We start from the raw sequence: 21484 nt of genomic DNA, 5'->3' as shown, positions 1-21484 counted from the left end.
ACACCCCGGGGCCGTCTGCTGCCGGTCGCGGACCGGACCGTCTCCGCTCGGGGGCTCCATCCCGCGCAGGGGCTCCATCCCGCGCGGGGGCATCCCGCTCGGGGGCTCCCTCGCGCCATCCGCTCACGCCTGCGCGAGCAGCGGGTCGTACGTCGTCGAGCGCCGGCGACCCGACATGAAGGACAGGAACTCCGTCACGAACGCACTCCGGGAGTACGTGCCGCCCGAGTCGGCCAGGTCCCGCTGGAACCCGGTGCGGAACAGCGCCCGGTACTCGGCCGCGTCGATGGACTGGTTGCCGTCGGCGTCGGTGGCGTCGAAGAGGACATCGGCGACCTTGATCAGGGCGGGTCCGGCGAGGGAGGGTACGGCCGCGGCGTACTCCTCGGCGCAGATCCGCCCGTCGCCATCGCTGTCGAGGGCCGACTGGAGTTCCTTCCACCAGTCGGCGTACGCGTCGTAGAGCCTGGTCTCCTCGGGTTCGTCCAGGTCGAGACGGCCGGCGACCTCGCGGGCCATCGCCGCGAGGTCCGGCCAGTCCAGATAGCCGTCGCCGGTCTGGTCCAGCACCTCGTAGAAGAACTCCTCGGCGCTGCGCCGGGGCCCGGTGGTGTCAGCGGGCCCGGCGGGCCCAGGGGTGTCAGCGGGCCCGGGCTGTTCGGGCAGCGGTGTGATCAGCCGGAACAGGGCGCCCGCCCGCTTGATCCCGTCGCGTACCGCCGCGATCGTCCTGGCGCGGGGATCATCGCTGTCGGGCGACAGGGACAGCACGGCGGCCACTTCCTCCGCCTGGATCCAGCCGTCGGGCAGAAAGCGTGCCAGGCCCATGGCCAGGTAGGTGCTCTGCATCAGCGTCTGAGCGCCGGGGATCTCGGGCAGTCCCGCGCGACGCCGGAAGGACTCCGGCAGCGAGGCCACGGTGATGGCACCGATGACCGGCCCCGCGAGTGCCCGGCCCGCCGCCCAGACGGTGGGCATCCCCGCCAGCACCGCCGGTGCGGGGAGATGGTCGAACAGCTTGTAGAGGATGATGCGGAGCGCCTCGGTGTCCTCCAGCTCCTCCTCGACCACCCGGTCGTAGTACGGCCAGAACTCGCCCAGCGTGGGCGGCAGATGACCGGCGTGGTCCCCCATGACCGCGAGGTACTCCAGGCACTCGGCGTACAGACGCTCGATGGCGCCCTGTTCCAGCGGCTGGCCGCTGAGCCGGTACATGGTGACGGCGCTTTCGAACAGCGTCGCCACCACCCAGGCCCTGACCCGGGGATCCATCGCGTCGTACGGCTGATTCCGCGCGCCGGTGCCCTTCAGCCGCGTATGCAGACGGTTCAGCCGCGCCGCTTCGCGCTGCCGCGTCTCGTCGTCGGCGCCGAATATGCGCTGGAGGCTCAGGAAGGTGTTGTGCAGCCGTCGCCACGGGTGCGCCACGAAGGTGGAGTTGTCGATCAGCGCGGCGCCGATCTGCGGGTGGGCGGCCTCCAGTACGGTGGCCCGCACCATGGCCGGCGCCCAGCGCGGGTCGTTGAAGAGCCGGCGGAACTGCGATCCCTGGCCGATCAGGGAATCGGTGGTGGCTTCCGGGGCGCTGCTGTCGTGGTGAGGGTCGCTCAAGCCGGGGTGCGAGCCGGTGGTGCCTTCGGAGGGGCTGTTGTGGTTCGAGCCGCTGCTGTCATGGTGCGAGCCGGTGGTGTCGGTCACGGTCGGGGTGCTCCGTTCACGGCGGGTGCGACGCCGCCGAACCGGCGGTCGCGCTGCTGGTAGGTGTGTACGCACTCCACGAAGTGCGCCGCGCGGAAGTCGGGCCAGAGCACCGGCGGGAAGACCCACTCGGCGTACGCGACCTGCCAGAGCATGAAGTTGGATATGCGCTGCTCTCCCGAGGTCCGGATGACGAGATCCACATCGGGTGTGTCGGGGAAGGGCAGATGCGCGGCGAAGCTCTCCTCGGTCACGGCATCGGCCGGCACTCCGCTGCGAATGAGTGACCGCGCCGCCTCCACGATGTCCCCGCGCCCGCCGTGATCGAACGCCACGGTCACCGTCATGCCCCGGTTGCCCCCGGTCAGCGTCATCAGGTCCTCGAAGTCCCGCGCCAGCGGCGCCGGGACCCTGGAATCCGCCACCCCGAGAATCCGGCAGCGCACCCCCCGCGCATGCAACAGCGGTGCGTGCTTGCGCACCACCCGGCGCACCAGGTGCATCAGGAAATCGACCTCGCTGTCCGGGCGCCGCCAGTTCTCCGTGGAGAAGGCATACAGGCTCAGCCACTCCACCCCGGCCGACCGCGCCGCCTCGATGACATCGATCACCGTCGTCTCCGCCGCCCGGTGCCCCGACGTACGCGGCAGCGCCCTCTGCGCCGCCCACCTGCCGTTTCCGTCCATCACACACGCCACATGCCGAGGCACACTCCTGCCCCGGCCCCCGCCCACCGCACGGTGCGCCTTTGCTTGAGCCGCTGGCCGCACCGAACCGCCGATGTCCCCTTCAACCCGCACGAGCGCCCCCTCCCGTCGTCGCGGCAGGGACAGTCCCCGGCCGCGCGCAATCCCCCCAGCCTGCCGGGCTCCCCTTCGGGACACGCGGCTCTTGGCGGCTGTTCACTCCTACGGGGGGCTACGGGGGGCTACGGGGGCCTTGGGGGAGCGGGGGCTTGGGGCGTCCGGGCGTTGGAGTATGGGTGGGCCCGCGCGTAGGCCCGGGGCGGGCCGTCAGGGGCCGGCACCGAAGACGCGGCGTCCGGTCGGCCGCGCGGACCGGTTGTCTCCCAGTTGTCTCCCAGCGGGAGAAAACCCCGGGTTCTCGGGTTGTCGGTGGCAACTCGGTCGGTCCGATGCCCGGAAGGGCGAGATGGTCGGCAGGCGTCGCCGCGGTGCCCGGCGGCTTCCTACGGCGTATGCAGAACCGGGAGCTGAGCCGGTCCGGCGCCTATCACGTGTCCTCACATGTTGACCTGTCACCTGGCACTCTCACCTTGCCCTTTCACCATGGCACTGACATACACCCGCTCACACGTCCACCCACTGAGGGGCTGAACTATTTGGATCGGGACAGCTCAGGCGGCTAACTTCTGGGCCATGAAGACGACAACGACCGCAGAGCGGGCCAAGCAGGAGAACAAGGCGACCGGACGGGACACCCGCACGGCGGTGCTCAAGCGCTCGATCCGGGCCAATGTGCCCCTGCGCAAGACCTTCGTCCAAGCGCCCAACGGGGCTGCGAGCCGTCACGGGCCCCTCAAGGACTTCGTGACCGGCAGGGATCTCCGGGGTCTCAGGGCGTACCTGATGATCGTGGCCGCGTGCAGCAACGGAGACAGCGGCTGGTCGACCACGCACGACAGCGCGGTCTGGGCCCGGATGCTGGACATCCAGGAGACCGCGACCGACCAGTCGGCCCGTACCGGTGCCTGGCGGACCCTGCGCAGGCTGGAGAAACGCCAGTTGATCACCTGCCGCCGCACGGGCACCAAGATCACCGCCACCCTTCTGCGGGAGGACGGCAGCGGCAAGCCGTACGACCGTCCCCGCGGTGACACCGAGGAGAACCTCTTCCTCCAGATCCCGGCCACTTTCTGGACGAAGGGGTACGACGACGGCCTCGACCTTCCGGGCCTGGCACTCCTTCTCGTCGTCGCCCGGGAGAAGAACGGGAGCGCCTTCCCCGCGGAGAAGGCCCCCGCTTGGTACGGCTGGTCCGCCGACACTCACGAGCGCGGCCTGAAACAACTCCTTGCCCTCGGCCTCATCGAGCGCCGCGAGCACTACAAGAAGGCCCCGCTCGCCCCTGCCGGCTTCACCATGACCTACCTGTACCAGCGCACCGCGATCGCACGGCCGCGCAAGCCAAGGAAGGCCGCCCAGGCCGCCCAGGCCGCACCGCCGAAGACCGCCTGACGGAAGGCCCGTCTCCCCGCCACTGCCCGAGTGCACCGGCACACCCATGAAAGGAACGTTCATGACCACCCCTCAGACCCCACTCCCGGGCCCCGCCCAGACTCCGGACGGCGACGACCACCGCACCGACGTCCGGGACCTGCGCGCGGCCGTGGCCGGACTTACCGTCATGGTCGGCATCCTGGTCGTAGGTGCCGCGATCGGCCTCTCGTTCGTGTACCCGCGCCTCGCGATCCCGCTCCAGACCGGTGCCGCTGTCGCCGGCGCCTTCATCCTCGTTGCCGCTGTCGTCTACCGGCGGCAGTGACACCAGGGCCGGGCGACATCGAAACGTCAGCGGAACGCTGACAAACTCCTGACTCTGCGAGTCCGGTACCTCCGTACTTCCGTGGTTCGGTACGTACTCGCAACCTCCTGGAACGCGGGGCCGGACCGGCTATCGGTGGTCACCACAGCGGGGCATCGGCGGGGCATCGGCAGGGTGGCGGGACGCGGATACCGGTGCCCCTGCCCATGGCTCACAGTGTCGGTCACATCCCGTCAAGTGCTCGGGTATGAAGGGCTTGAGCCGCCCGAAAAGAGGTGAAGTCTGCGCGCTTGATCCTCACCGGGGCAGAAACGCCCGTCTCCCCTGTCCCGGTCCGCTTCACGTCGGCACGCCGGAGGGCATCGTGACCAGGCACAGAACACCGCTCTACCGGCATACCGGTATCGCCTTGTTACGTGCGGCTGCGCGGTCCTTCAGCGAGGTGCCCGACCGGTGGCCCGACTTCGGCGACATCGACTTATGCGTGACCTGGCTGCGGAAGGTCTGGGACGACAGGCTCTTCTCCGACGCGGTCCGGCAGGCAAGTCCGGGGGTCGCCGCTCGCGTCGACGCCATCCTGGACGGGGGGCCCGTACCGGCCCGGCGTGTCCGGCGGACGACGATGTCTCTGGCCCGCTATGCGCTGCGGGCCGCCGGGCGCCCGACGCCCTTCGGCTGGTTCGCGGGGACAGCGCCCGCCTCGCTGGGCAGCGGTACGGCGGTGTCGTGGGGCTATGAGCATCGGGCGCTGGCCCGCCCCGACGCACTGTGGCTCTCGACGGTCATCGACCTGCTGGAGGGGATGCCGGAGCTGGTGGACCGGACCGAAGTGACCTGGTCGAACCTCGTGACCGAACGGGGTGGCCGGCTGCTGGTGCCGAAGGGCCCCGACGCGGTCTCGATCCGGTCCACATCCGTGGTGCGCGCGGTCCGGGAGGCCACAGCCGACCGTCCTGTGCGGACCGGCACGCTGGCGGAGCGGATCGGCGCACCGCACCCCGGAGCAGGCGGTGTGTCGGCTGCGCGGACGATGCTCACCTCGCTGATCAGGCAAGGCTTCCTGATCACGGTGGTGAGGGCACCGATGACAGACCCCGAGCCGCTGGCCCCGCCCGCCCCGGACTGGCCCGAACGCGTCCGCAGCGCCTGGCGCCGCCGCGCCAACGCCTTGGCCGAATACCGCACCCGGTTGCTCCCGGAGTCCGACACCGACCACATCCTCGGCTCCCTGCTGCACATGCATCACAACCGCGCTCGCGGCATCGACCCCGACCACGAGTCCCTCTGCCACCACCTCGTCCGCGCCGCCGCCCGCGCCTGGCTGAACCTGAACACGGCGGTGTCGTGACCGCAGCCCCGACACCCCATTGCCTGGCCGCCGGAACCGCCGGAGCCCTCCTCCTGCACATCGAACGCGCGGCAGCGGGCGGTACCTGGGACACCGTCAGCCGGGACACACGCACGATGCTCCGGACCCCTGTGGGTCACGACCTCACCGGTCTCTATCGAGGCGCCCCCGCCGTCGCGTTCGCCCTGCAAGCCGGAACGCTGGCGCTGGCAGCCACCGGCCGCCCCGCCGACAGCCCCGCCCTGACGACGCTGGGCGCCCACGTCGGTGCCGTGATCGCGACCAGACTCGCGGCAGCCCACGCCCGTATGGACGCCGGAGTGCTCCCTGCGGTCCGCGAGTACGACCTCATCAGCGGGCTGACCGGACTGGGCGCCCTGACCCTGCACCGGCACGGTGACAGCGACCTGCTGCGCGCCGTCCTCTCCTATCTGGTGCGTCTCACCGAGCCGGTGACCCACGAGGGCGACGAACTGCCTGGCTGGTGGGCACGCCCCGACCGCGCCACACCGTGGCCGGGCGGCCACGGCAATCTCGGTATCGCCCATGGCATCACCGGCCCCCTCGCCCTGCTCGCCATGACGATGCGCCGCACCATCACCGTGCCGGGACACGCGGAAGCCGTCCACCGCATCTGCCGCTGGCTGGACTTATGGAGGTACGGCTCCGGCCGCCACGGCTGGTGGCCGGACCGCATCAGCCGCACCGAATGGCGAACCCGGACGGTCCGCCAGAACTCCCCGCACCGGCCTTCGTGGTGCTACGGCACTCCGGGTATCACCCGGGCCCAGCAGCTCGGCGCTCTCGCCCTCGGCGACCTCGCACGCCAGCGAGCCGCAGAGCGGACTCTCGCCCACTGCGTCAACGACCCCCGGCAGACCGGCCAACTCAGTGACGCCTCCCTGTGCCACGGGTGGGCCGGACTGCTCCAGAGCACCTGGCGGGCCGCCGTCGAGGACCGTACCGGCGAACTTCACGCCCTCGTCCCCGGTCTGCGCGCCCGCCTGCGCCGGCATCTCGACCGCCACGGCGAACCCGGTGGGCCCGGCCTGCTGGAAGGCGCGGCCGGAATACACCTCACCCTGCACACCACCGCCGCCCCCGACCCACCCCCTTCGGGCTGGGACGCCTGCCTTCTCCTCCACGGCTGAACCAGGCCACACCCGCGCCCCCATTCCCCGGGCCCGGCCACTCGCGCCCGGCGACCTCACCGAAAGGATCCATCCCACCGATGAACAGCTCCACCTCCGGTGACGAAGCGGCCCGCCTGCGGGCGAACCTGGTCGCCCGCCTGACAGCGGGCGGACACCTGCACGACCCGGCGGTACGAAGGGCGTTCGCGACCCTGCCCAGGCACGCCTTCGTACCCGACGCGACGGTGGAAGCGGCCTACGGAGACGGACCGGTCATCACCCACCGTGGCAGCGACAACAGGCCGACGAGCTGCGCCTCCGAGCCGTGGCTCGTGGCCACCATGCTGGAACAGCTCGACGTACGCCCGGGTCAGCGCATCCTCGAAATCGGTGCGGGAACCGGCATCAACAGCGCTCTGCTCGCCGAACTCGCCGGTCCCGAGGGGCAGGTGACCACCGTCGACATCGACCCGGATGTCACCGCGCGTGCCCGCCGGGCCCTCGACACAGGCGGATACGGCCGGGTGAGGGTACTGACCCGCGACGGCGCCCTCGGCGCACCGGACGGTGCCCCCTACGACCGGATCATCGCCACTGTCGGAGTCTGGGATCTGCCCGCGACCTGGCTCGGACAGCTCGCCGATGACGGCCGCATGGTCGTCCCCCTGCGGATGCGCGGCACCACCCGCAGTATCGCCCTCACCCGCGACGGCAACCGGCTCGTCTCCGCCGGGATGGCCCTGTGCGGCTTCGTCCCCATGATCGGCCAGGAGGGGGAGAGGACCGCGTTCATCGATCCCGGCGAACATGTCGCCGTGCACTGGGACGCCGACCAGGACATGGCCACCGCCGCACTCGGCGATGTCCTCGGCCGGCCGCGCGCCACGGTGTGGTCAGGTGTCACCGTCGGCCCCGAAGAGCCCTTCCACGGCGTCTGGATGCGCCTCATCGGCACCGAACCCGGGACCGTCCGCATCCGCGCCGACCGGGCGGCCGTCGAGTCCGGCCTGTGCACCCCCGCCATCCGTACCCTGAGCCCCGCGCTGGTCGAGGGTTCCTCCCTCGCCTACTTCACCCAGCGGTACGTTCCCGACGGCGACCGGCGCCGCTGGGAACTCGGGTCACACGGTCACGGCCCCGGCGGCCAGGGACTCGCCGGGCGGCTCGCCACCCAGATCCGGGCATGGGGCAAGGACCGGACCGACCGGGCCACCATCACCGCGAGCCCGGCCGGGACGCCGGACGACCGGCTCCCGGATGGCCAGGTTCTCGACAAGACGGACTTCCGCGTCACTGTCTCTGTCTGAGCCACGACGGTCCCACTCGGTTCGCGGCCCAGTACGAGCGTCAGCCCTGCTGGGCCGCGGTGGTGGTGTCTGCCAGGGCGCGGGTGAAGTGGTCGAACTCGCCCGCCTTGACGCCGAGGATGAAGGCGCGGAGGTTTTCGGGGGTGGTGGTGATGACCGTGGTGGGGTCGTCGCTCTCGTGGAATCTGATGGTGCCGTCGTCGGCTCTGGCTATGTGGAGGCAGTTGCCCGAAGTCCCGCTGTAGGAGGACTTCTGCCAGGTGTAGTTGGCCATGTTCAGTAACCAATCACAAGATCTGTGCCGCGCGCTGGATCAGGCTGCGTGACTCCGACACATTGAGGGCGCCCGCCTCAAACCGGTCGAGTACGGCTCGGTACCGGAACAGTTGAGGTTGGCCGACGCGACAGTGGAAGCGGCCTACGGAGACGGACCGGTCATCACCCACCGTGGCAGCGACAACAGGCCGACGAGCTGCGCCTCCGAGCCGTGGCTCGTGGCCACCATGCTGGAACAACTCGACGTACGCCCGGGGCAGCGCATCCTCGGAATCGGCCGGGTGAGGGTACTGACCCGCGACGGCGCCCTCGGCGCACCGGAGGGTGCCCCCTACGACTGGGCGGGGCGGGGACCGGGGCTCCGCGCGCCCTGGTCCCCGCCCGCCCGGGACGCGCTGTTCAGCGGATCAGAAGCTCAGCTTCCAGCTGTTGATGCCGGCGGTCACAGCTCCCGGAGTCCGGTCTCGCGCGAGCAGCTTCCAGGTGCCATTGGCACCGACCCTGGTGGCATCCACCGCGAGCGTGGCGGTGCGGCTCTCCGTGTGCGGAACCTCCCAGTTCGTGATCGGGAAGACGGTGCCGTCCGGTGCCACCAGCTCCGCGACCAAGTCCGCGTCCAGCCAGCTCTGCACGGCCAAGTCCACGTCGACCCGCAGGATGGAGGGACCGTTGCCGGTGACTCCGGTCACGGTGATCGGCGAGGTGCCGCTCGCGGGCGCGTCCGGGATCGGCACGTCGGTGACGTTCTCGAAGACCGGGCCCGGCGGCTTCGCCGGGGCGGGGTCGCCGGAACGGGTGCCGACGTTGACGGCGCCCCAGGCTTCCCGTACACCCTTCCAGGTGGCCGAGTCCACGCCGAACAGGTCAGCGGCGGCGGCGAGGGTCGCGGTGCGGGCCCCGGCGTAGTTGGTGGTCGAGGTCATGTAGACGGTGAGCGCCCGGTACCAGATCTTCTCGGCGGCGGCCCGTCCGATCGGGGTGACCGGCAGACCGTCGACCGTACGGCTGTCGTAGCTGACGCCGTTGACGGTCTTGACCCCGCTGCCCTCGGAAGCGAGGTAGAACCAGTGGCTGGCCGGTCCGGCGTTCTGCGTTCTCCCCATCTGGGGGTGCCAGTAGTCGTCGCCCGTGCCGTTCCGGGAGGGCTGGTCCATGGAGCGGAGCGGGGTGCCGTCGCCCTGTGCGTTGATCCGCTCACCGATCAGGTAGTCCCCCACGTCGACGGCGTTCGCCGCGTGGAACTCGGTGAGGGTCCCGAGGATATCGCTGGTCGCCTCGTCCAGCCCGCGAGTCTCGATGTCGTAACCGGCCAGCCGGGCGGTCTCGAAGGTGACGCCGTGGCCCATCTCGTGCGCGTTGATGTCGATGGTGGTGTGCGGCTTGCCGTTCTGGTCACCGAAGGTCACACAGAAGCAGTTGTTGTTCCAGAAGGCCGTGGTGCGGGGGTTGCCGAAGTGGACCCGGCTGGACGCTCCGTCGCCGTCGTTGCGGATGCCGTTGCGGCCGTGCACCTGGGTGATGTAGTTCCAGAAGGTCTGCGCACCGTAGGCGGCGTCCACCGCGGCGGTCTGGGGGTGCGCCATGGCCCCGGTGCCCCACACATTGTCCGTGTCGGTGAAGAGCCGGGCCCTGTGAGGCTCCCCGACGTTCGTCGCGTCGTACGTCCGGTGGGCCCCGTGCTCGGGGTCGATCAGGCTGTAGACGGAACCGGACTTGATACTGCCCACCGGGACCTGGCCGCTGTACATGCTGCTACCGGTGCCGCGCTTCACCTTCTCGTCGCGGTTCAGTTCCCTGCCGGTCGCGGCGTCCGTGATGACATGCAGTTCGCTGGGGACGCCGTCGGCCTGGACGCCGTTGACGACTGATTCCCAGGCGAGGACCGGCCGGCCGGTGGCGGCCCAGACCACCGCGCGCGGGGCGCCCTTCAGCTCGGTGTCCTTCCGCCCCTCCTTCTTCGCCCGGCTGAGCGCAGAGGTTCTCGCGGTGTCGGGGCCCCGGGCCGGGGTGGTGCTGGGCACCGCGATCCGCGCCGTGGTCGCTTTGTTGACGCCGGCGGTGCCGGAGGGGGAGGTGTGTACGACGAGGTCGCCGCCGATGACCGGAAGTCCCTGGTAGGTGCGCTCATAGCGGGTGTGCAGGGTGCCATCGGTGTCCTTGAGGACGTTCCTGGCCCGCAACTCCTCCTTGCTGCCCAGGCCCAGAGCCCGGGCAGTGGCCGCGCGGCCGGCCTGCGCGGCGGCGACCAGCTTCTTGTGCTGGGCAGGACTGAGCTTCGCCGGCAGCGCCCCGGCCCGCGCCTTCGGTGCGGGAGCGGTGCCGTCGCCAGGGGCAGGAGCCGCGCCGGCAGCGCCGGCGGTGCCCGTGGGCAGGCCCAAGGCGATCATTGCGGCGGACGCGAGCAACGCGCCCGCGGCCGAGACTCTCAGAGCAGGTCGTCGTCTCACTCGAACTCCTTCTGCGGCGGCGGTGGGGTAGCGGCCAGAACAGGACCCGGCCCGCACGGGAGTGCGCCGGACGGGGCAGCGCAGAGCAGTGCGGTGCGGTGTGGGCCCGTGACGCGGGAGTGCTACCGCCGCTCCAGAGGGCCCTGCCGGGGCGAGAGCGCGGCGGCGGGAAGAAGCGTGACACCGGGTTTTCACGCGAGTGCGAGATCCGTGCCAAGTTGGCGACAATCGTTCGCATGCCGGGCACCGCAGACCGGACGGTCACCCAGGGGCGCACCACACCCAGCCGCACCCGTTTCCAAGCGCCGTACGGCACAGGCAGCCCGGCGTACGGGCAGATGGAGCGCGCGCTCCAGCTCACAACAGGCGCAGGACGGCCGCGCACTCCACCAGGGCCTGGGTCAGGGCAGGTTGCGGACCGGAGAGAAGAGGAAACGGTACGCCGAGGACGACGAGATTCCGCGCACCCCGGCAGCACGCCCCGCCCTCCGGGCGGACGGCGCTGCATTCGAAACACGCCCTGGCTTCTGTCGTCAAATGTCGCGCCCACATCAGGAGTGATGCGAGGGTGACCGCTGCTTCGTATGAGGTCGCGGTCTTGTCGTATCTGGTGGGTGCGCCACGAGGTGCTGGGCGCCGACCCGGGGCGTGAATGCGCGTTTCCAGTAGGCGAGTTGGGTACGGTCCGGTCGGGCCATCGGTGGCCGGCGGCGGAGGCGAATCATGAAGAGAGCGCGTGTGGGGCTCGCTGCGTTCGAGGCAAGAGCGGGAGAAGCCGCTCGGACTCTGCTGCACAACCAGGGCTACGACGGCGGATGGGGTCTGACCCTCACCTCGGTGTCGTCGATCGTCAACACCAGCGAGGTCTTACCGATCCTGCGGGCTGCCGGCATCGCCGGCCAACCGGTCCGCCAGGCGCTCGACTTCCTGACCGGGGCCATCGTCGAGCACTGCCGGCCCCGTCACAAGGGCGGCCGTGGCGAGCACACCCGGTTCATCGCCTTCGGCTTGGCCGGCTTGCTGTCCCAAACCGCCCGACCTGGGACAACTGGAACAAGAAGAAGTGAACCGCCCCGCTGCTGGCACGCTCCGGGCGTGCCAGCAGTACCGGCGACCGAGCCACCGCGCTGAAGGGCTGTTGATGGACACCCGCACGATCCGCCGGACAAGCGTCACGCTCCCCGCCCTGACCGGTCCGGGCCGCTACCTCTCCCACGTCACCTCGCTGGAGGGTGGCCGTGGCCGGGTGGCGGAGTTCCACTATGCCGACGCCGACCTGCGGGACCTTGACCTGGCCGACACCCATCTGATGGACGGGAGGATCACCGGCCTCAAGGCGCAGCGCACCCGTCTGGAAAAGCTCCGCGTCGACTCCGTGGAGTTCACCGGCTGCGACCACCTGTCTTCCCTGCAGTGGACCGACAGCAAGATCTCCCGAGCCGTCTTCCGTGACTGCAAGCTCATGGGCGCCGCACTTGAAGGCGTGACACTTGAGAATGTCCTGTTCGAGAACTGCAAGCTCGACTACAGCACCTTCACCCACCTTCGGGCCGCCGGACCCGTGATCTTTGCCAAGTGCTCGCTGCGCGAGGCCACCTTCACCGCCGCTGACCTCGGCGCCGCCCTGATCGACGACTGCGATCTACGGCTGACCGAGTTCGACGGCGGGAAGTACCGCGGCCTGGATCTGCGGGGCAACGACCTCTCCCACCTCCGCGGCCTCGCCTCGCTCAAGCGGATCGTCATCGACCGGGCCCAGACACTCCAGCTCGCCGAGGCCCTCGCCGCCGAACTGGACGTCGCCTTCGGCGAAGACCTCGACGACGAGTAGGGGGCCGGCTCTGAACCGCACTGATCCGACCCTTGACTGCGTCTCCACGCCCGGTTCCTGCTACACCCCTGGGTGTTCGCCAAGGGGCAGCCGGTATGCCCGGTTCTTGGGGCAGCGCCAGGCGGGCCAGTCCTCTTCTCCTTCCGTCGACAGTTCCATGGGGTGTGGGTGTCCTTCGCGGCAGGCAGGCCACGGCCCCCTGCCCTGAAGGATCTGCAGGTTCTCCAAAAGGGCTGCCTGAACATGGAACGCGACCGGCCGCACAGCGGCGCCCGGGGGCTCGTCGGCCAGATCCGGGGAGAATTCCAGGGGAGCGATCCGGATATTGCCGATGACGAGCGTGCGCCAGTTGTCAGGATCGCTGACGCCTTCGGCTCCGTGCTCCAGGCGGGCGGCAAAGTCGCATACTTGCAGGTCATGGGCGATAGGCGCGAAGATTTCTTCAGGCTGCATCGGCATGGATCGGGAGCCTAGTCGAATCTTCAGGCGCTGAACTTGCAGTTGACGAAGCGGTATCCGCCGGCAGGCGGCTTACTGATCGACTTCCACGTCCAAAGGAAGGAGACCTCGTTGCCACGCTTGATCGTGTAGCGCTTTTCCTTGCCCTTGGGGTCGAACGTGCGGGGCAGCGGTCCGTGGAAGTGGTAGTACCAGGGCTCGGTGTGGGGCTGGTAGACGTTGGCTTCGCGCTTGTTGGCGAAGATCTGGGCCTTAAGCCGGATGATCCCCTGCGGGGCAATTCTCTTGGAGAGCTTCAGGCCCCAGGGGATACCGTACTTCTTGGACTCCTGGAGTGTGACCTTGCCGACCACATGGCGGAACGTGCCGCGGCACTTGGGCAGCTTTGCCTTGGCCGCCGGGCCGGGAGCCGCTGCCTGACGGACGAGGTCGTCGAGGGTTCCGGCCCCCTGCGCGATTCCCTGATCGCGCAGAGAAGCCAGGATCGCAGCCATATCCGACGGTGCAGCGTGGCTGGAGCGAGTTTCGTGCTCGGCGGCGGCGGCGGATGCCGGAGCAAGGAGGGCGAGGACCCCTGCCACGGCGACGGTTAACTGCGTACTGCGCAAGCTCATGCGGAAACTCTCCTTCTGGGATTTACGGGCGTACATCTCGTGGTCGGCGGCGTGCTTGTCCACGCAGACGGGAAATCCGCTACGGCACACCCACGGTAGCCCCGCACGGCTTCCCCGCCCAGGGAGACCGGGCGCCCAATACGGCGTCCAGGCGCACAATCTGCTCCCCAGCGCACCATGCCCCGGTAGCGCCAGTCGCTTGTCGTGAGAACCCGCAAATGCACCATGGCCACGAGTCTTCCGTGACACCCGTGTACCGAACCATCTGGACCAGCCCCGTTCACGCCGACGAGATAGACGACACCGTCGCGCTGTGCCCGCACCTGTTCCAGACCTGCGTACCCAAGACCGCCGACATACGCCTCGCCGCAGTCGGCAACCGCATGTTCGCGACCCGGATCGACACCGACGGCGACCACCTGGACTGGCGCTACGACCAGCGGCTGATCACCTGCTCCCCGATCCCCGTTCCCCGGACCATCCGCAACGGGGTCCGGTCCTACCTTCACGCATTCGGGCTGGTCTTCGGCGCTTTCGACTTCGCTCTCGACGGTGACGGACAGTGGTGGTTCCTGGAATGCAATCCGAGCGGCCAGTGGGCATTCGTCGACCAGCCGACAACGCAGGCCATCGCCGCCGCGCTCGCGGACACCCTCCGGAAAGGCGACACCGTATGACCGCCGACACCGCCAACGCCCTGCGCCGACGGCTCATTGAGCAGCTCGTCGCCGATGACCTGCTGCACGACCCCGAACTGCGACGCGCCGGGGAGGTCGTCCCTCGCGAGATCTTCCTCGGTCCGGCGATCTACCGGCCCAGCGAACCCCCGGGCGTCACCGTCTGGATTCCCACGCGCCGGGCTGACGTACCGGCCGACGAGTGGTTGCGTCTCACGTACGAGAACACCACCTGGGTGACGCAGCTCGACGGCGTCCTCGCCGAGAACGCGACGGGGCCGGTGACCGGCGGAACCCCGACCTCGTCCTCGACCCTCCCGGGCGTCGTTCTGTGGATGATCGAGCAGGCCGGAGTCGCCCAAGGGCAACGGGTACTGATCATCGGCGCCGGTACGGGTCTGTCGACCGCCTACGTCTGCGAAGTGGCGGGCCAGGAGAACACGACCGCGATCGAAACCGATCCCGCCGCGGCCGAACGTGCCCGCAAAGCCCTCGTCGAGGCCGGATATGCCCCGACGGTCATCACGGGCGACGGCCTGAAAGGCCACCAAGAGGGGGCGCCGTACGACATCGTGATCGCCTTCTGCTCGATGCGGCACATCCCCTACGGCCTGCTGCGGCAGGTGAAAGAAGGCGGAACCCTGCTCGTCACGATCGCGGGGTGGGGGTTCGGGCACGGTCTGGTACTTCTGACCGCTGACGGAACCGGCGGGGCCAGGGGTAGATTCCAGCCCGGCTACACCTCGTTCATGATGGCCCGGCCCCACGACCGGCCGCCCCACGGCCCCTTCGAGCTGCTTCCCGGTCAGGAGCGGCCGAGCCGCATCGACCCCGCGCTGCTGGACGACTGGTCCGGCCGGTTCGTCGCACAGCTCGCCGCCCCCTCCGCCGAACGGCTCGGCACGGGAGCCGAACAGATCCTGCTCGACATCGCCACCGGCTCGCAGGCACGAACCCGGCCGGACGGAAACGGCGGATGGACCGTGACCCAACGCGGCGCGCTCAAACTGTGGGATGCCGTCGAGGACGCCATCGCCCTCTGGCAGAACCACGGCTCGCCCCACCTGTCCGAGTTCGGAATGACGATCACGCCGGACGCAGAACGCGTCTGGCTCCGCACACCCGACGGACCGAGCTGGACCCTGCCCATCTAGCTTGCAGTCTCTGTCTGACCTCGGCCTTGGGTGTTCCCCTGACCACCCGGGGCTGGGGGCGCCCTTGGTGCTGTGGTCAGGTCGTCGCGGTGAAGTGGTCGAACTCGCCCGCCTTGACGCCGAGGATGAAGGCGCGGAGGTTTTCGGGGGTGGTGGTGATGATGGTGGTGGGGTCGTCGCTCTCGTGGAGTTTGAGGGTGCCGTCGGGGGCGGTGGCTATGTGGATGCAGTTGGAGGCGGTCCCGCTGTAGGAGGACTTCTGCCAGGTGTAGTCGGTCATGCTCAGTAACCAATCACAAGGTCTGTGCCGCGCGCTGGATCAGGCTGCGTGACTCCGCCACTTTGAGGGCGCTTGCCTCAAGCCGGTCGAGTACGGCTCGGTACCGGAACAGTTGGGGCTGCGCCTCGACGAAGCCGGAATGGATGTCCGTGTCGAGTTGCACGGTGTCGAGCTGGGGGACCTCGGCCTCGAAGTAGTCGATCCCTGAGCCGGAACTCGGAAAACTGCCGGTGCCGAACGGAATGATGCGCACGGTGATGTGCTCGCGCCTGCTCATCTCGATCAGATGCTCCAGTTGGGCGCGGGCGACTTCCGGACCCCCGAACCCCATGCGCAGCGCGGCTTCATGAACGATCGCCGTGACCGGTGTGGGCTGCGCCCCATACACGACTGCCTGGCGCTTGATCCGAAAAGACACCAGGTGCTCGATCGTCGGGGGATCGAAAGGTGGAACGACGTCCCGGAACAGTGCGCGGGCGTGCTCGGTGGTCTGGAGGAGTCCTGGCAGGTGAATCGCGGTGGCGATACGAATGCGGCGGGCGTGATGCTCCAGTTCCGCGAGGTCCAGGCCCGGCTCAGGCAGGATGCCCCGGTACTCGTCCCACCACCCGCGCGTCCGGCCACCGGTCAGGCTGGTGAGCGCGTCGATGAATGGCTGGTCCGAGCAGCCGTACAACCGCGCCAGCGTCCGCACCCGGTCGGCACTCACCGGATAACCACCTGACTCGATGTTGCTGATCCGCGACTGGGTCGTGCCGTGCAGGCGGCCCGCTTCCGTGACGGACACCTCCGCGAGTTCACGCAGGCGGCGAAGCTCGGTGCCCAGACGTCGTTGCCGGATCGTCGGTGGGAGCTTGCTCGGGGGCATCGATGCCGTCCTCTCCTGAGTCGAGCTGATGTGCCGCAACTCGTACGAGTGATTGAAGGCAATGCTTCTCTTGGTAGCAGTGGACTAAATACTACCTCACTGGCTACCGTGTGAGGCACGCCACTTCTTGTGGCCGCGCAGCGGAATCGCGCGCCCCTCGCCGTGCCCACCTTCACGGGCCGGTGCCCACCTTCTGCCGACAGGGGATTCCCATGACGACCGTATCGCCGCAAGAACCCACCCCCGGGCCGGACTTCGAGCGTGAGACCCCCGGGCCGGACCGCGAGCCGGACTTCGAGCGTGAGGTGTACGAGTTGGTCCGCGACACCGCGCCCCGGCTGTTCGCCGTGGTCGCGGAGTACCGGGTGGGTACGGAGGACGAGGACGCGCTCGTCCTGGCGTGGGGTCTGGCGTATGAGGGCGGGCAGACCGAGGCGGTACTGGTCGGGGGCGGCCGGCGGTGGCGGCTGGCGTCGCCCGAGCATGTGACGCGGTACTTCCGCCCCCGGCCGGAGGGCTGTTCCCTGCGGCTGGTGTGGCTTCCCCGGAGCGAGGTTGACGGGGTCGGGCGAGAGGCGGACGCGGCCTGACCGCGGACATCCAGCCTCGTCGGCGAAGCCAGGGGGAGTGCCCGCCGGACGGGGCTGGAGCTGCCCGACCCGTTGCGGAGGCGAGGGGCCTCACCACGGGCGTACGCTGGACACCCCCGGCCCGTTCGACGTGTCGGGCGCTTCGTGTTGCCCAGCCCTGCCCAGCTATCGCCTGCCCAGCTATCGACTCACCCACACCCCACACCCACACCCACACCCACACCCCGGGACGGAACCCCTCCATGAGCCTGCACGGTCTGCTCGATGCCGTCGTCCGCGACCCCGCCCTCGCCGAAGCGGTGCAGGCGGCCCGGGGCACGGGCCGGATGCATGTCGATCTGGTCGGGCCGCCCGCGGCCAGGCCGTTCGCGGTGGCGGCGCTGGCCAGGGACAGCGGGCGGACGGTGCTGGCGGTGACGGCGACCGGGCGGGAGGCGGAGGACCTGGCCGCAGCGCTGCGGTCGCTGCTGCCGGAGGAGGGCATCGCGGAGTACCCGTCGTGGGAGACGCTGCCGCACGAGCGGCTGTCGCCGCGCTCCGACACGGTGGGCCGCCGGCTCGCGGTGCTGCGCAGGCTGGCGCACCCGTCGAAGGACGACCCGGCGGCCGGGCCGGTGTCGGTGGTGGTCGCGCCGATCCGTTCCGTACTGCAACCGCAGGTCAAGGGGCTGGGTGAGCTGGAGCCCGTCGCGCTGCGGACCGGGCAGCAGGCCGATCTGAACGAGGTCGTGGACGCGCTCGCGGCGGCGGCGTACTCCCGGGTCGAGCTGGTGGAGAAGCGCGGGGAGTTCGCCGTGCGCGGCGGCATCCTGGATGTGTTTCCGCCCACCGAGGAGCATCCGCTGCGGGTGGAGTTCTGGGGCGACGACGTGGAGGAGATCCGGTACTTCAAGATCGCGGACCAGCGTTCGCTTGAGGTCGCCGAACACGGACTGTGGGCGCCGCCCTGCCGTGAGCTGCTGCTGACCGACGAGGTGCGGCGGCGGGCCGCCGAGCTGGCCGAGGCCCACCCCGGCCTTGGCGAACTGCTGGGCAAGATCGCCGAGGGGATCGCGGTCGAGGGGATGGAGTCGCTCGCCCCGGTCCTCGTGGACGAGATGGAACTGCTCCTTGACGTCCTGCCCAAGGGCTCGATGGCCGTGGTGTGCGACCCGGAGCGGGTCCGTACCCGCGCCGGAGACCTGGTGGCGACCAGCCAGGAGTTCCTCCAGGCGTCCTGGGCGGCGACGGCGATGACCGACGGCGGCGGGGGCGCGGCCCCCATCGACGTCGGCGCGGCCTCGCTGCGGGGCATCGCGGAGGTCCGGGACCGGGCGCGTGAGCTGGAGATGATGTGGTGGTCGGTGTCGCCGTTCGCCGCCGACGAGGAGTTGGGGGGCGACACCCTCAAACTGGGCATGCACGCCCCGGAGTCCTACCGGGGCGACACCGCGCGGGCACTGGCCGACACCAAGGAGTGGCTGGCGGACGGCTGGCGCACGGTGTTCGTGACCGAGGCGCACGGCCCGGCGGCCCGTACGGTCGAGGTGCTCGGCGCCGAGGGCGTCCCCGCCCGTCTTGAGGCTGACCTCAAGGACATCGCGCCGTCACTCGTCCAGGTGGCGTGCGGCTCGATCGACTACGGCTTCACCGACCCCGGCCTCAAGCTCGCCGTCCTCACCGAGACGGATCTGACCGGACAGAAGGCGGCGGGCAAGGACGGCCAGCGGATGCCGACCAGGCGCCGCAAGACGATCGACCCGCTCACCCTGGAGACCGGCGACTACATCGTCCACGAGCAGCACGGGGTGGGCCGCTACATCGAGATGGTGCAGCGTACGGTCCAGGGCGCGACCCGTGAGTACCTGGTCGTCGAGTACGCCCCGGCCAAGCGCGGCCAGCCGGGCGACCGGCTCTACATTCCCACCGACCAGCTCGAACAGATCACCAAGTACGTCGGCGGCGAGGCCCCCACCCTGCACCGGCTCGGCGGCGCCGACTGGACGAAGACGAAGGCGCGCGCCAAGAAGGCGGTCAAGGAGATCGCCGCGGATCTGATCAAGCTGTACTCGGCCCGGATGGCCGCCCCCGGGCACGCCTTCGGCTCGGACACCCCCTGGCAGCGCGAGCTGGAGGACGCGTTCCCGTACGTCGAGACGCCCGACCAGCTCTCCACGATCGCCGAGGTCAAGGAGGACATGGAGAAGACCGTCCCGATGGACCGGCTGGTCTGCGGCGATGTCGGCTACGGCAAGACCGAGATCGCGGTACGGGCCGCCTTCAAGGCGGTGCAGGACGGCAAGCAGGTCGCGGTCCTGGTCCCCACCACACTGCTGGTGCAGCAGCACTTCGGGACGTTCTCCGAGCGGTACTCGCAGTTCCCCGTGGTCACCCGGGCGCTGTCCCGCTTCCAGTCGGACACGGAGGCGAAGGCGACGCTGGAGGGGCTGCGCGACGGTGCGGTCGACATCGTGATCGGCACCCACCGGCTGTTCTCGGCGGAGACGAGGTTCAAGGACCTGGGCCTGGTCATCGTGGACGAGGAGCAGCGGTTCGGCGTCGAGCACAAGGAGCAGCTCAAGAAGCTGCGCGCCAACGTCGATGTGCTGACGATGTCCGCCACCCCCATTCCCCGTACGCTCGAAATGGCCGTGACGGGCATCCGTGAGATGTCCACGATCACCACCCCGCCGGAGGAGCGGCACCCGGTGCTGACCTTCGTCGGCCCGTACGAGGAGAAGCAGATCGGCGCGGCCGTCCGCCGGGAGCTGCTGCGCGAGGGCCAGGTCTTCTATATCCACAACCGGGTCGAGTCCATCGACCGGGCCGCCGCCCGGCTGCGGCACATCGTCCCGGAGGCGCGGATCGCGACGGCCCACGGGCAGATGTCGGAGAACCTGCTCGAACAGGTCGTCGTGGACTTCTGGGAGAAGAAGTACGACGTCCTGGTCTCCACGACGATCGTGGAGTCCGGTATCGACATCTCCAACGCCAACACCCTGATCGTGGAGCGCGGCGACAACTTCGGGTTGTCGCAGCTCCACCAGCTCCGCGGCCGGGTCGGCCGGGGCCGGGAGCGCGGCTACGCCTACTTCCTCTACCCGCCGGAGAAGCCGCTGACCGAGACCGCGCACGAGCGGCTGGCGACGATCGCCCAGCACACCGAGATGGGCGCGGGCATGTATGTGGCGATGAAGGACCTGGAGATCCGTGGCGCGGGCAATCTCCTCGGCGGGGAGCAGTCCGGCCATATCGCGGGGGTCGGCTTCGATCTGTACGTACGGATGGTGGGGGAGGCGGTCGCCGACTACCGGGCGGCGATCGACGGCGGTGTGCAGGAGGCGCCCCCGCTGGAGGTCAAGATCGAGCTGCCGGTCGACGCCCATGTCCCGCACGACTACGCGCCGGGCGAGCGGCTGCGGCTCCAGGTGTACCGGTCGATCGCGTCCGTGAACACGGAGGACGACATCAAGGCCGTACGGGAGGAACTGGTCGACCGCTACGGCAAGCTGCCGGAGCCGGTGGAGAATCTGCTGCTGGTGGCCGGGCTGCGGATGCTGGCGCGGGCCTGCGGCGTCTCCGAGATCGTGCTCCAGGGCTCGAACATCCGCTTCGCGCCGGTGGAGCTTCGGGAGTCGCAGGAGCTGCGGCTGAAGCGGCTGTACCCGCGCACGGTGATCAAGCCCGCGGTCCACCAGGTGCTGGTGCCGCGTCCCGCCGCCGGGAAGATCGGCGGAAAGCCGGTGGTGGGGCGGGAACTGCTGGCCTGGACCGGGGAGTTCCTGACGACGATCCTCGGGTCGTAGGCCGGAACCGTTGGCGACGGCCTCGGGTCGTCGCCGCCCGGAGTCGTCGCCGCCCGGAGTTGTCGGCGGCGGCGGGCAGGTCGGTTGCCCTGGGCGGTGCGTGGGCTTCCGGTCCGGGCCGCGCGGGCCCCGGTGCGGATGAGCCCGGTCGGCTGTTCGGGCTCATCCGCGGCCTCGGGTCAGGGGAGCGGCGCACCGCACCGGCCCTGACATCCCCGGGTCCGCACCGCGCGGGTGCGGAGGCCCCGCTCCCTACGCTACGGAGGGGAGTCGTGGCACTACAAGGTGCTACGAGGTGCTGCGAGCGCGCTTCAGGGGCGTACGAGAGTGTGCTCGCCCGCGCGCGGTGATGGACGGGTGGGGTGGGGCAGGGCGTATGGGGTGGATGGGGTAGATGGGGCGCCGAGCGGGCGGCTGGTGTGCGGCCTTCAGGGAGGCGGGGCACGGCGACGGCGGCGGTGCGCGCCCCCCGGGCGCGGGGCGCCGAACCTGCCCGTACCGGGGGACGGCTG

General features: G+C 69.9%; 19 protein-coding genes. 11 read left to right on the top strand and 8 right to left on the bottom strand.

What is annotated here, in order from left to right; translation table 11 throughout:
* Window positions 1-123: 123 nt before the first annotated feature.
* Window positions 124-1611 (bottom strand): oxygenase MpaB family protein, encoded by a 1488-nt coding sequence (locus tag ACWF94_RS02235; protein WP_453483834.1) that lies wholly within the window; start codon window positions 1609-1611, stop codon window positions 124-126.
* 83 nt (window positions 1612-1694) lie between these two features.
* Window positions 1695-2384, bottom strand: coding sequence for a polyprenyl diphosphate synthase (gene uppS / locus ACWF94_RS02230; protein WP_453483830.1), 690 nt, complete (start codon window positions 2382-2384; stop codon window positions 1695-1697).
* 693 nt (window positions 2385-3077) lie between these two features.
* Between uppS and ACWF94_RS02225 the strand changes: the two genes are divergently transcribed.
* From ACWF94_RS02225 to fxlM, 5 genes are all read left to right on the top strand, one after another.
* The gene (locus ACWF94_RS02225) at window positions 3078-3896 is read left to right on the top strand and encodes a hypothetical protein (RefSeq protein WP_453483828.1); all 819 of its coding nucleotides are present in this window, start codon (window positions 3078-3080) and stop codon (window positions 3894-3896) included.
* A gap of 61 nt (window positions 3897-3957) precedes the next feature.
* Window positions 3958-4203 carry a hypothetical protein gene (locus ACWF94_RS02220; RefSeq protein ID WP_453483826.1) on the top strand — a complete coding sequence of 82 codons (246 nt, stop codon included), beginning with the start codon at window positions 3958-3960 and terminating at the stop codon, window positions 4201-4203.
* A 364-nt stretch (window positions 4204-4567) separates the two neighbouring features.
* On the top strand, window positions 4568-5551 hold the full coding sequence (locus ACWF94_RS02215; protein ID WP_453483824.1) for a lantibiotic dehydratase: 984 nt from the start codon (window positions 4568-4570) through the stop codon (window positions 5549-5551).
* 116 nt (window positions 5552-5667) lie between these two features.
* On the top strand, window positions 5668-6702 hold the full coding sequence (locus ACWF94_RS02210; RefSeq protein ID WP_453483822.1) for a lanthionine synthetase C family protein: 1035 nt from the start codon (window positions 5668-5670) through the stop codon (window positions 6700-6702).
* An 80-nt stretch (window positions 6703-6782) separates the two neighbouring features.
* Window positions 6783-7991, top strand: a complete 1209-nt coding sequence (gene fxlM / locus ACWF94_RS02205) for a methyltransferase, FxLD system (RefSeq protein WP_453483820.1) — start codon at window positions 6783-6785, stop codon at window positions 7989-7991.
* A gap of 40 nt (window positions 7992-8031) precedes the next feature.
* Here fxlM and ACWF94_RS02200 read toward each other — a convergent pair whose 3' ends face one another.
* On the bottom strand, window positions 8032-8265 hold the full coding sequence (locus ACWF94_RS02200; protein WP_453483818.1) for a DUF397 domain-containing protein: 234 nt from the start codon (window positions 8263-8265) through the stop codon (window positions 8032-8034).
* A 409-nt stretch (window positions 8266-8674) separates the two neighbouring features.
* A complete protein-coding gene (locus ACWF94_RS02195) occupies window positions 8675-10714 on the bottom strand; it encodes a M4 family metallopeptidase (protein WP_453483817.1) in 2040 nt (679 codons plus the stop codon).
* Between the two features lie 723 nt (window positions 10715-11437).
* On the opposite strand from ACWF94_RS02195, the gene ACWF94_RS02190 reads away from it, so the two are divergent.
* Window positions 11438-11845, top strand: coding sequence for a hypothetical protein (locus tag ACWF94_RS02190; protein ID WP_453483815.1), 408 nt, complete (start codon window positions 11438-11440; stop codon window positions 11843-11845).
* 10 nt (window positions 11846-11855) lie between these two features.
* On the top strand, window positions 11856-12545 hold the full coding sequence (locus ACWF94_RS02185) for a pentapeptide repeat-containing protein (protein WP_453483813.1): 690 nt from the start codon (window positions 11856-11858) through the stop codon (window positions 12543-12545).
* Window positions 12546-12605: 60 nt separating this feature from the next.
* Here the strand turns inward: ACWF94_RS02185 and ACWF94_RS02180 are convergent, their stop codons facing one another.
* Window positions 12606-13004, bottom strand: a complete 399-nt coding sequence (locus ACWF94_RS02180; RefSeq protein WP_453483811.1) for a hypothetical protein — start codon at window positions 13002-13004, stop codon at window positions 12606-12608.
* 23 nt (window positions 13005-13027) lie between these two features.
* Complete coding sequence (locus tag ACWF94_RS02175) at window positions 13028-13681, bottom strand: hypothetical protein (protein WP_453483809.1); 654 nt, start codon at window positions 13679-13681, stop codon at window positions 13028-13030.
* A 188-nt stretch (window positions 13682-13869) separates the two neighbouring features.
* Between ACWF94_RS02175 and ACWF94_RS02170 the strand changes: the two genes are divergently transcribed.
* Window positions 13870-14295: a hypothetical protein gene (locus ACWF94_RS02170; RefSeq protein WP_453483808.1), complete on the top strand. Its 426-nt coding sequence runs from the start codon at window positions 13870-13872 to the stop codon at window positions 14293-14295.
* Window positions 14292-15449, top strand: coding sequence for an ATP-grasp peptide maturase system methyltransferase (gene tgmC / locus ACWF94_RS02165; RefSeq protein WP_453483806.1), 1158 nt, complete (start codon window positions 14292-14294; stop codon window positions 15447-15449). The genes ACWF94_RS02170 and tgmC overlap by 4 nt, the downstream gene beginning before the upstream one ends.
* 76 nt (window positions 15450-15525) lie before the next feature.
* Here the strand turns inward: tgmC and ACWF94_RS02160 are convergent, their stop codons facing one another.
* Together ACWF94_RS02160 and ACWF94_RS02155 are read right to left on the bottom strand one after the other, a co-directional pair.
* On the bottom strand, window positions 15526-15729 hold the full coding sequence (locus ACWF94_RS02160; RefSeq protein ID WP_453483804.1) for a DUF397 domain-containing protein: 204 nt from the start codon (window positions 15727-15729) through the stop codon (window positions 15526-15528).
* A gap of 13 nt (window positions 15730-15742) precedes the next feature.
* Window positions 15743-16597: a helix-turn-helix domain-containing protein gene (locus ACWF94_RS02155; RefSeq protein WP_453483802.1), complete on the bottom strand. Its 855-nt coding sequence runs from the start codon at window positions 16595-16597 to the stop codon at window positions 15743-15745.
* Between the two features lie 212 nt (window positions 16598-16809).
* On the opposite strand from ACWF94_RS02155, the gene ACWF94_RS02150 reads away from it, so the two are divergent.
* Both ACWF94_RS02150 and mfd read left to right on the top strand, forming a co-directional pair.
* The gene (locus ACWF94_RS02150; RefSeq protein ID WP_453483800.1) at window positions 16810-17187 is read left to right on the top strand and encodes a hypothetical protein; all 378 of its coding nucleotides are present in this window, start codon (window positions 16810-16812) and stop codon (window positions 17185-17187) included.
* Between the two features lie 242 nt (window positions 17188-17429).
* Window positions 17430-20972 (top strand): transcription-repair coupling factor, encoded by a 3543-nt coding sequence (mfd, locus tag ACWF94_RS02145; protein ID WP_453483798.1) that lies wholly within the window; start codon window positions 17430-17432, stop codon window positions 20970-20972.
* Window positions 20973-21484: the final 512 nt, after the last annotated feature.

It is taken from the genome of Streptomyces sp. NPDC055078, from assembly GCF_053607985.1.
Note: the sequence above shows the minus strand (reverse complement) of the source record. Positions and strands in the feature narration are given on the sequence as shown.

Excerpts from the sequence above, each read along its gene's own strand:
- uppS (WP_453483830.1), bottom strand. The coding sequence starts at position 2,384 with ATGGACGGAAACGGCAGGTGGGCGGCGCAGAGGGCGCTGCCGCGTACG.
- ACWF94_RS02225 (WP_453483828.1), top strand. The coding sequence starts at position 3,078 with ATGAAGACGACAACGACCGCAGAGCGGGCCAAGCAGGAGAACAAGGCG.
- ACWF94_RS02220 (WP_453483826.1), top strand. The coding sequence starts at position 3,958 with ATGACCACCCCTCAGACCCCACTCCCGGGCCCCGCCCAGACTCCGGAC.
- ACWF94_RS02210 (WP_453483822.1), top strand. The coding sequence starts at position 5,668 with ATGCTCCGGACCCCTGTGGGTCACGACCTCACCGGTCTCTATCGAGGC.
- fxlM (WP_453483820.1), top strand. The coding sequence starts at position 6,783 with ATGAACAGCTCCACCTCCGGTGACGAAGCGGCCCGCCTGCGGGCGAAC.
- ACWF94_RS02200 (WP_453483818.1), bottom strand. The coding sequence starts at position 8,265 with ATGGCCAACTACACCTGGCAGAAGTCCTCCTACAGCGGGACTTCGGGC.
- ACWF94_RS02190 (WP_453483815.1), top strand. The coding sequence starts at position 11,438 with ATGAAGAGAGCGCGTGTGGGGCTCGCTGCGTTCGAGGCAAGAGCGGGA.
- ACWF94_RS02185 (WP_453483813.1), top strand. The coding sequence starts at position 11,856 with ATGGACACCCGCACGATCCGCCGGACAAGCGTCACGCTCCCCGCCCTG.
- ACWF94_RS02180 (WP_453483811.1), bottom strand. The coding sequence starts at position 13,004 with ATGCCGATGCAGCCTGAAGAAATCTTCGCGCCTATCGCCCATGACCTG.
- tgmC (WP_453483806.1), top strand. The coding sequence starts at position 14,292 with ATGACCGCCGACACCGCCAACGCCCTGCGCCGACGGCTCATTGAGCAG.
- ACWF94_RS02160 (WP_453483804.1), bottom strand. The coding sequence starts at position 15,729 with ATGACCGACTACACCTGGCAGAAGTCCTCCTACAGCGGGACCGCCTCC.
- ACWF94_RS02155 (WP_453483802.1), bottom strand. The coding sequence starts at position 16,597 with ATGCCCCCGAGCAAGCTCCCACCGACGATCCGGCAACGACGTCTGGGC.
- ACWF94_RS02150 (WP_453483800.1), top strand. The coding sequence starts at position 16,810 with ATGACGACCGTATCGCCGCAAGAACCCACCCCCGGGCCGGACTTCGAG.
- mfd (WP_453483798.1), top strand. The coding sequence starts at position 17,430 with ATGAGCCTGCACGGTCTGCTCGATGCCGTCGTCCGCGACCCCGCCCTC.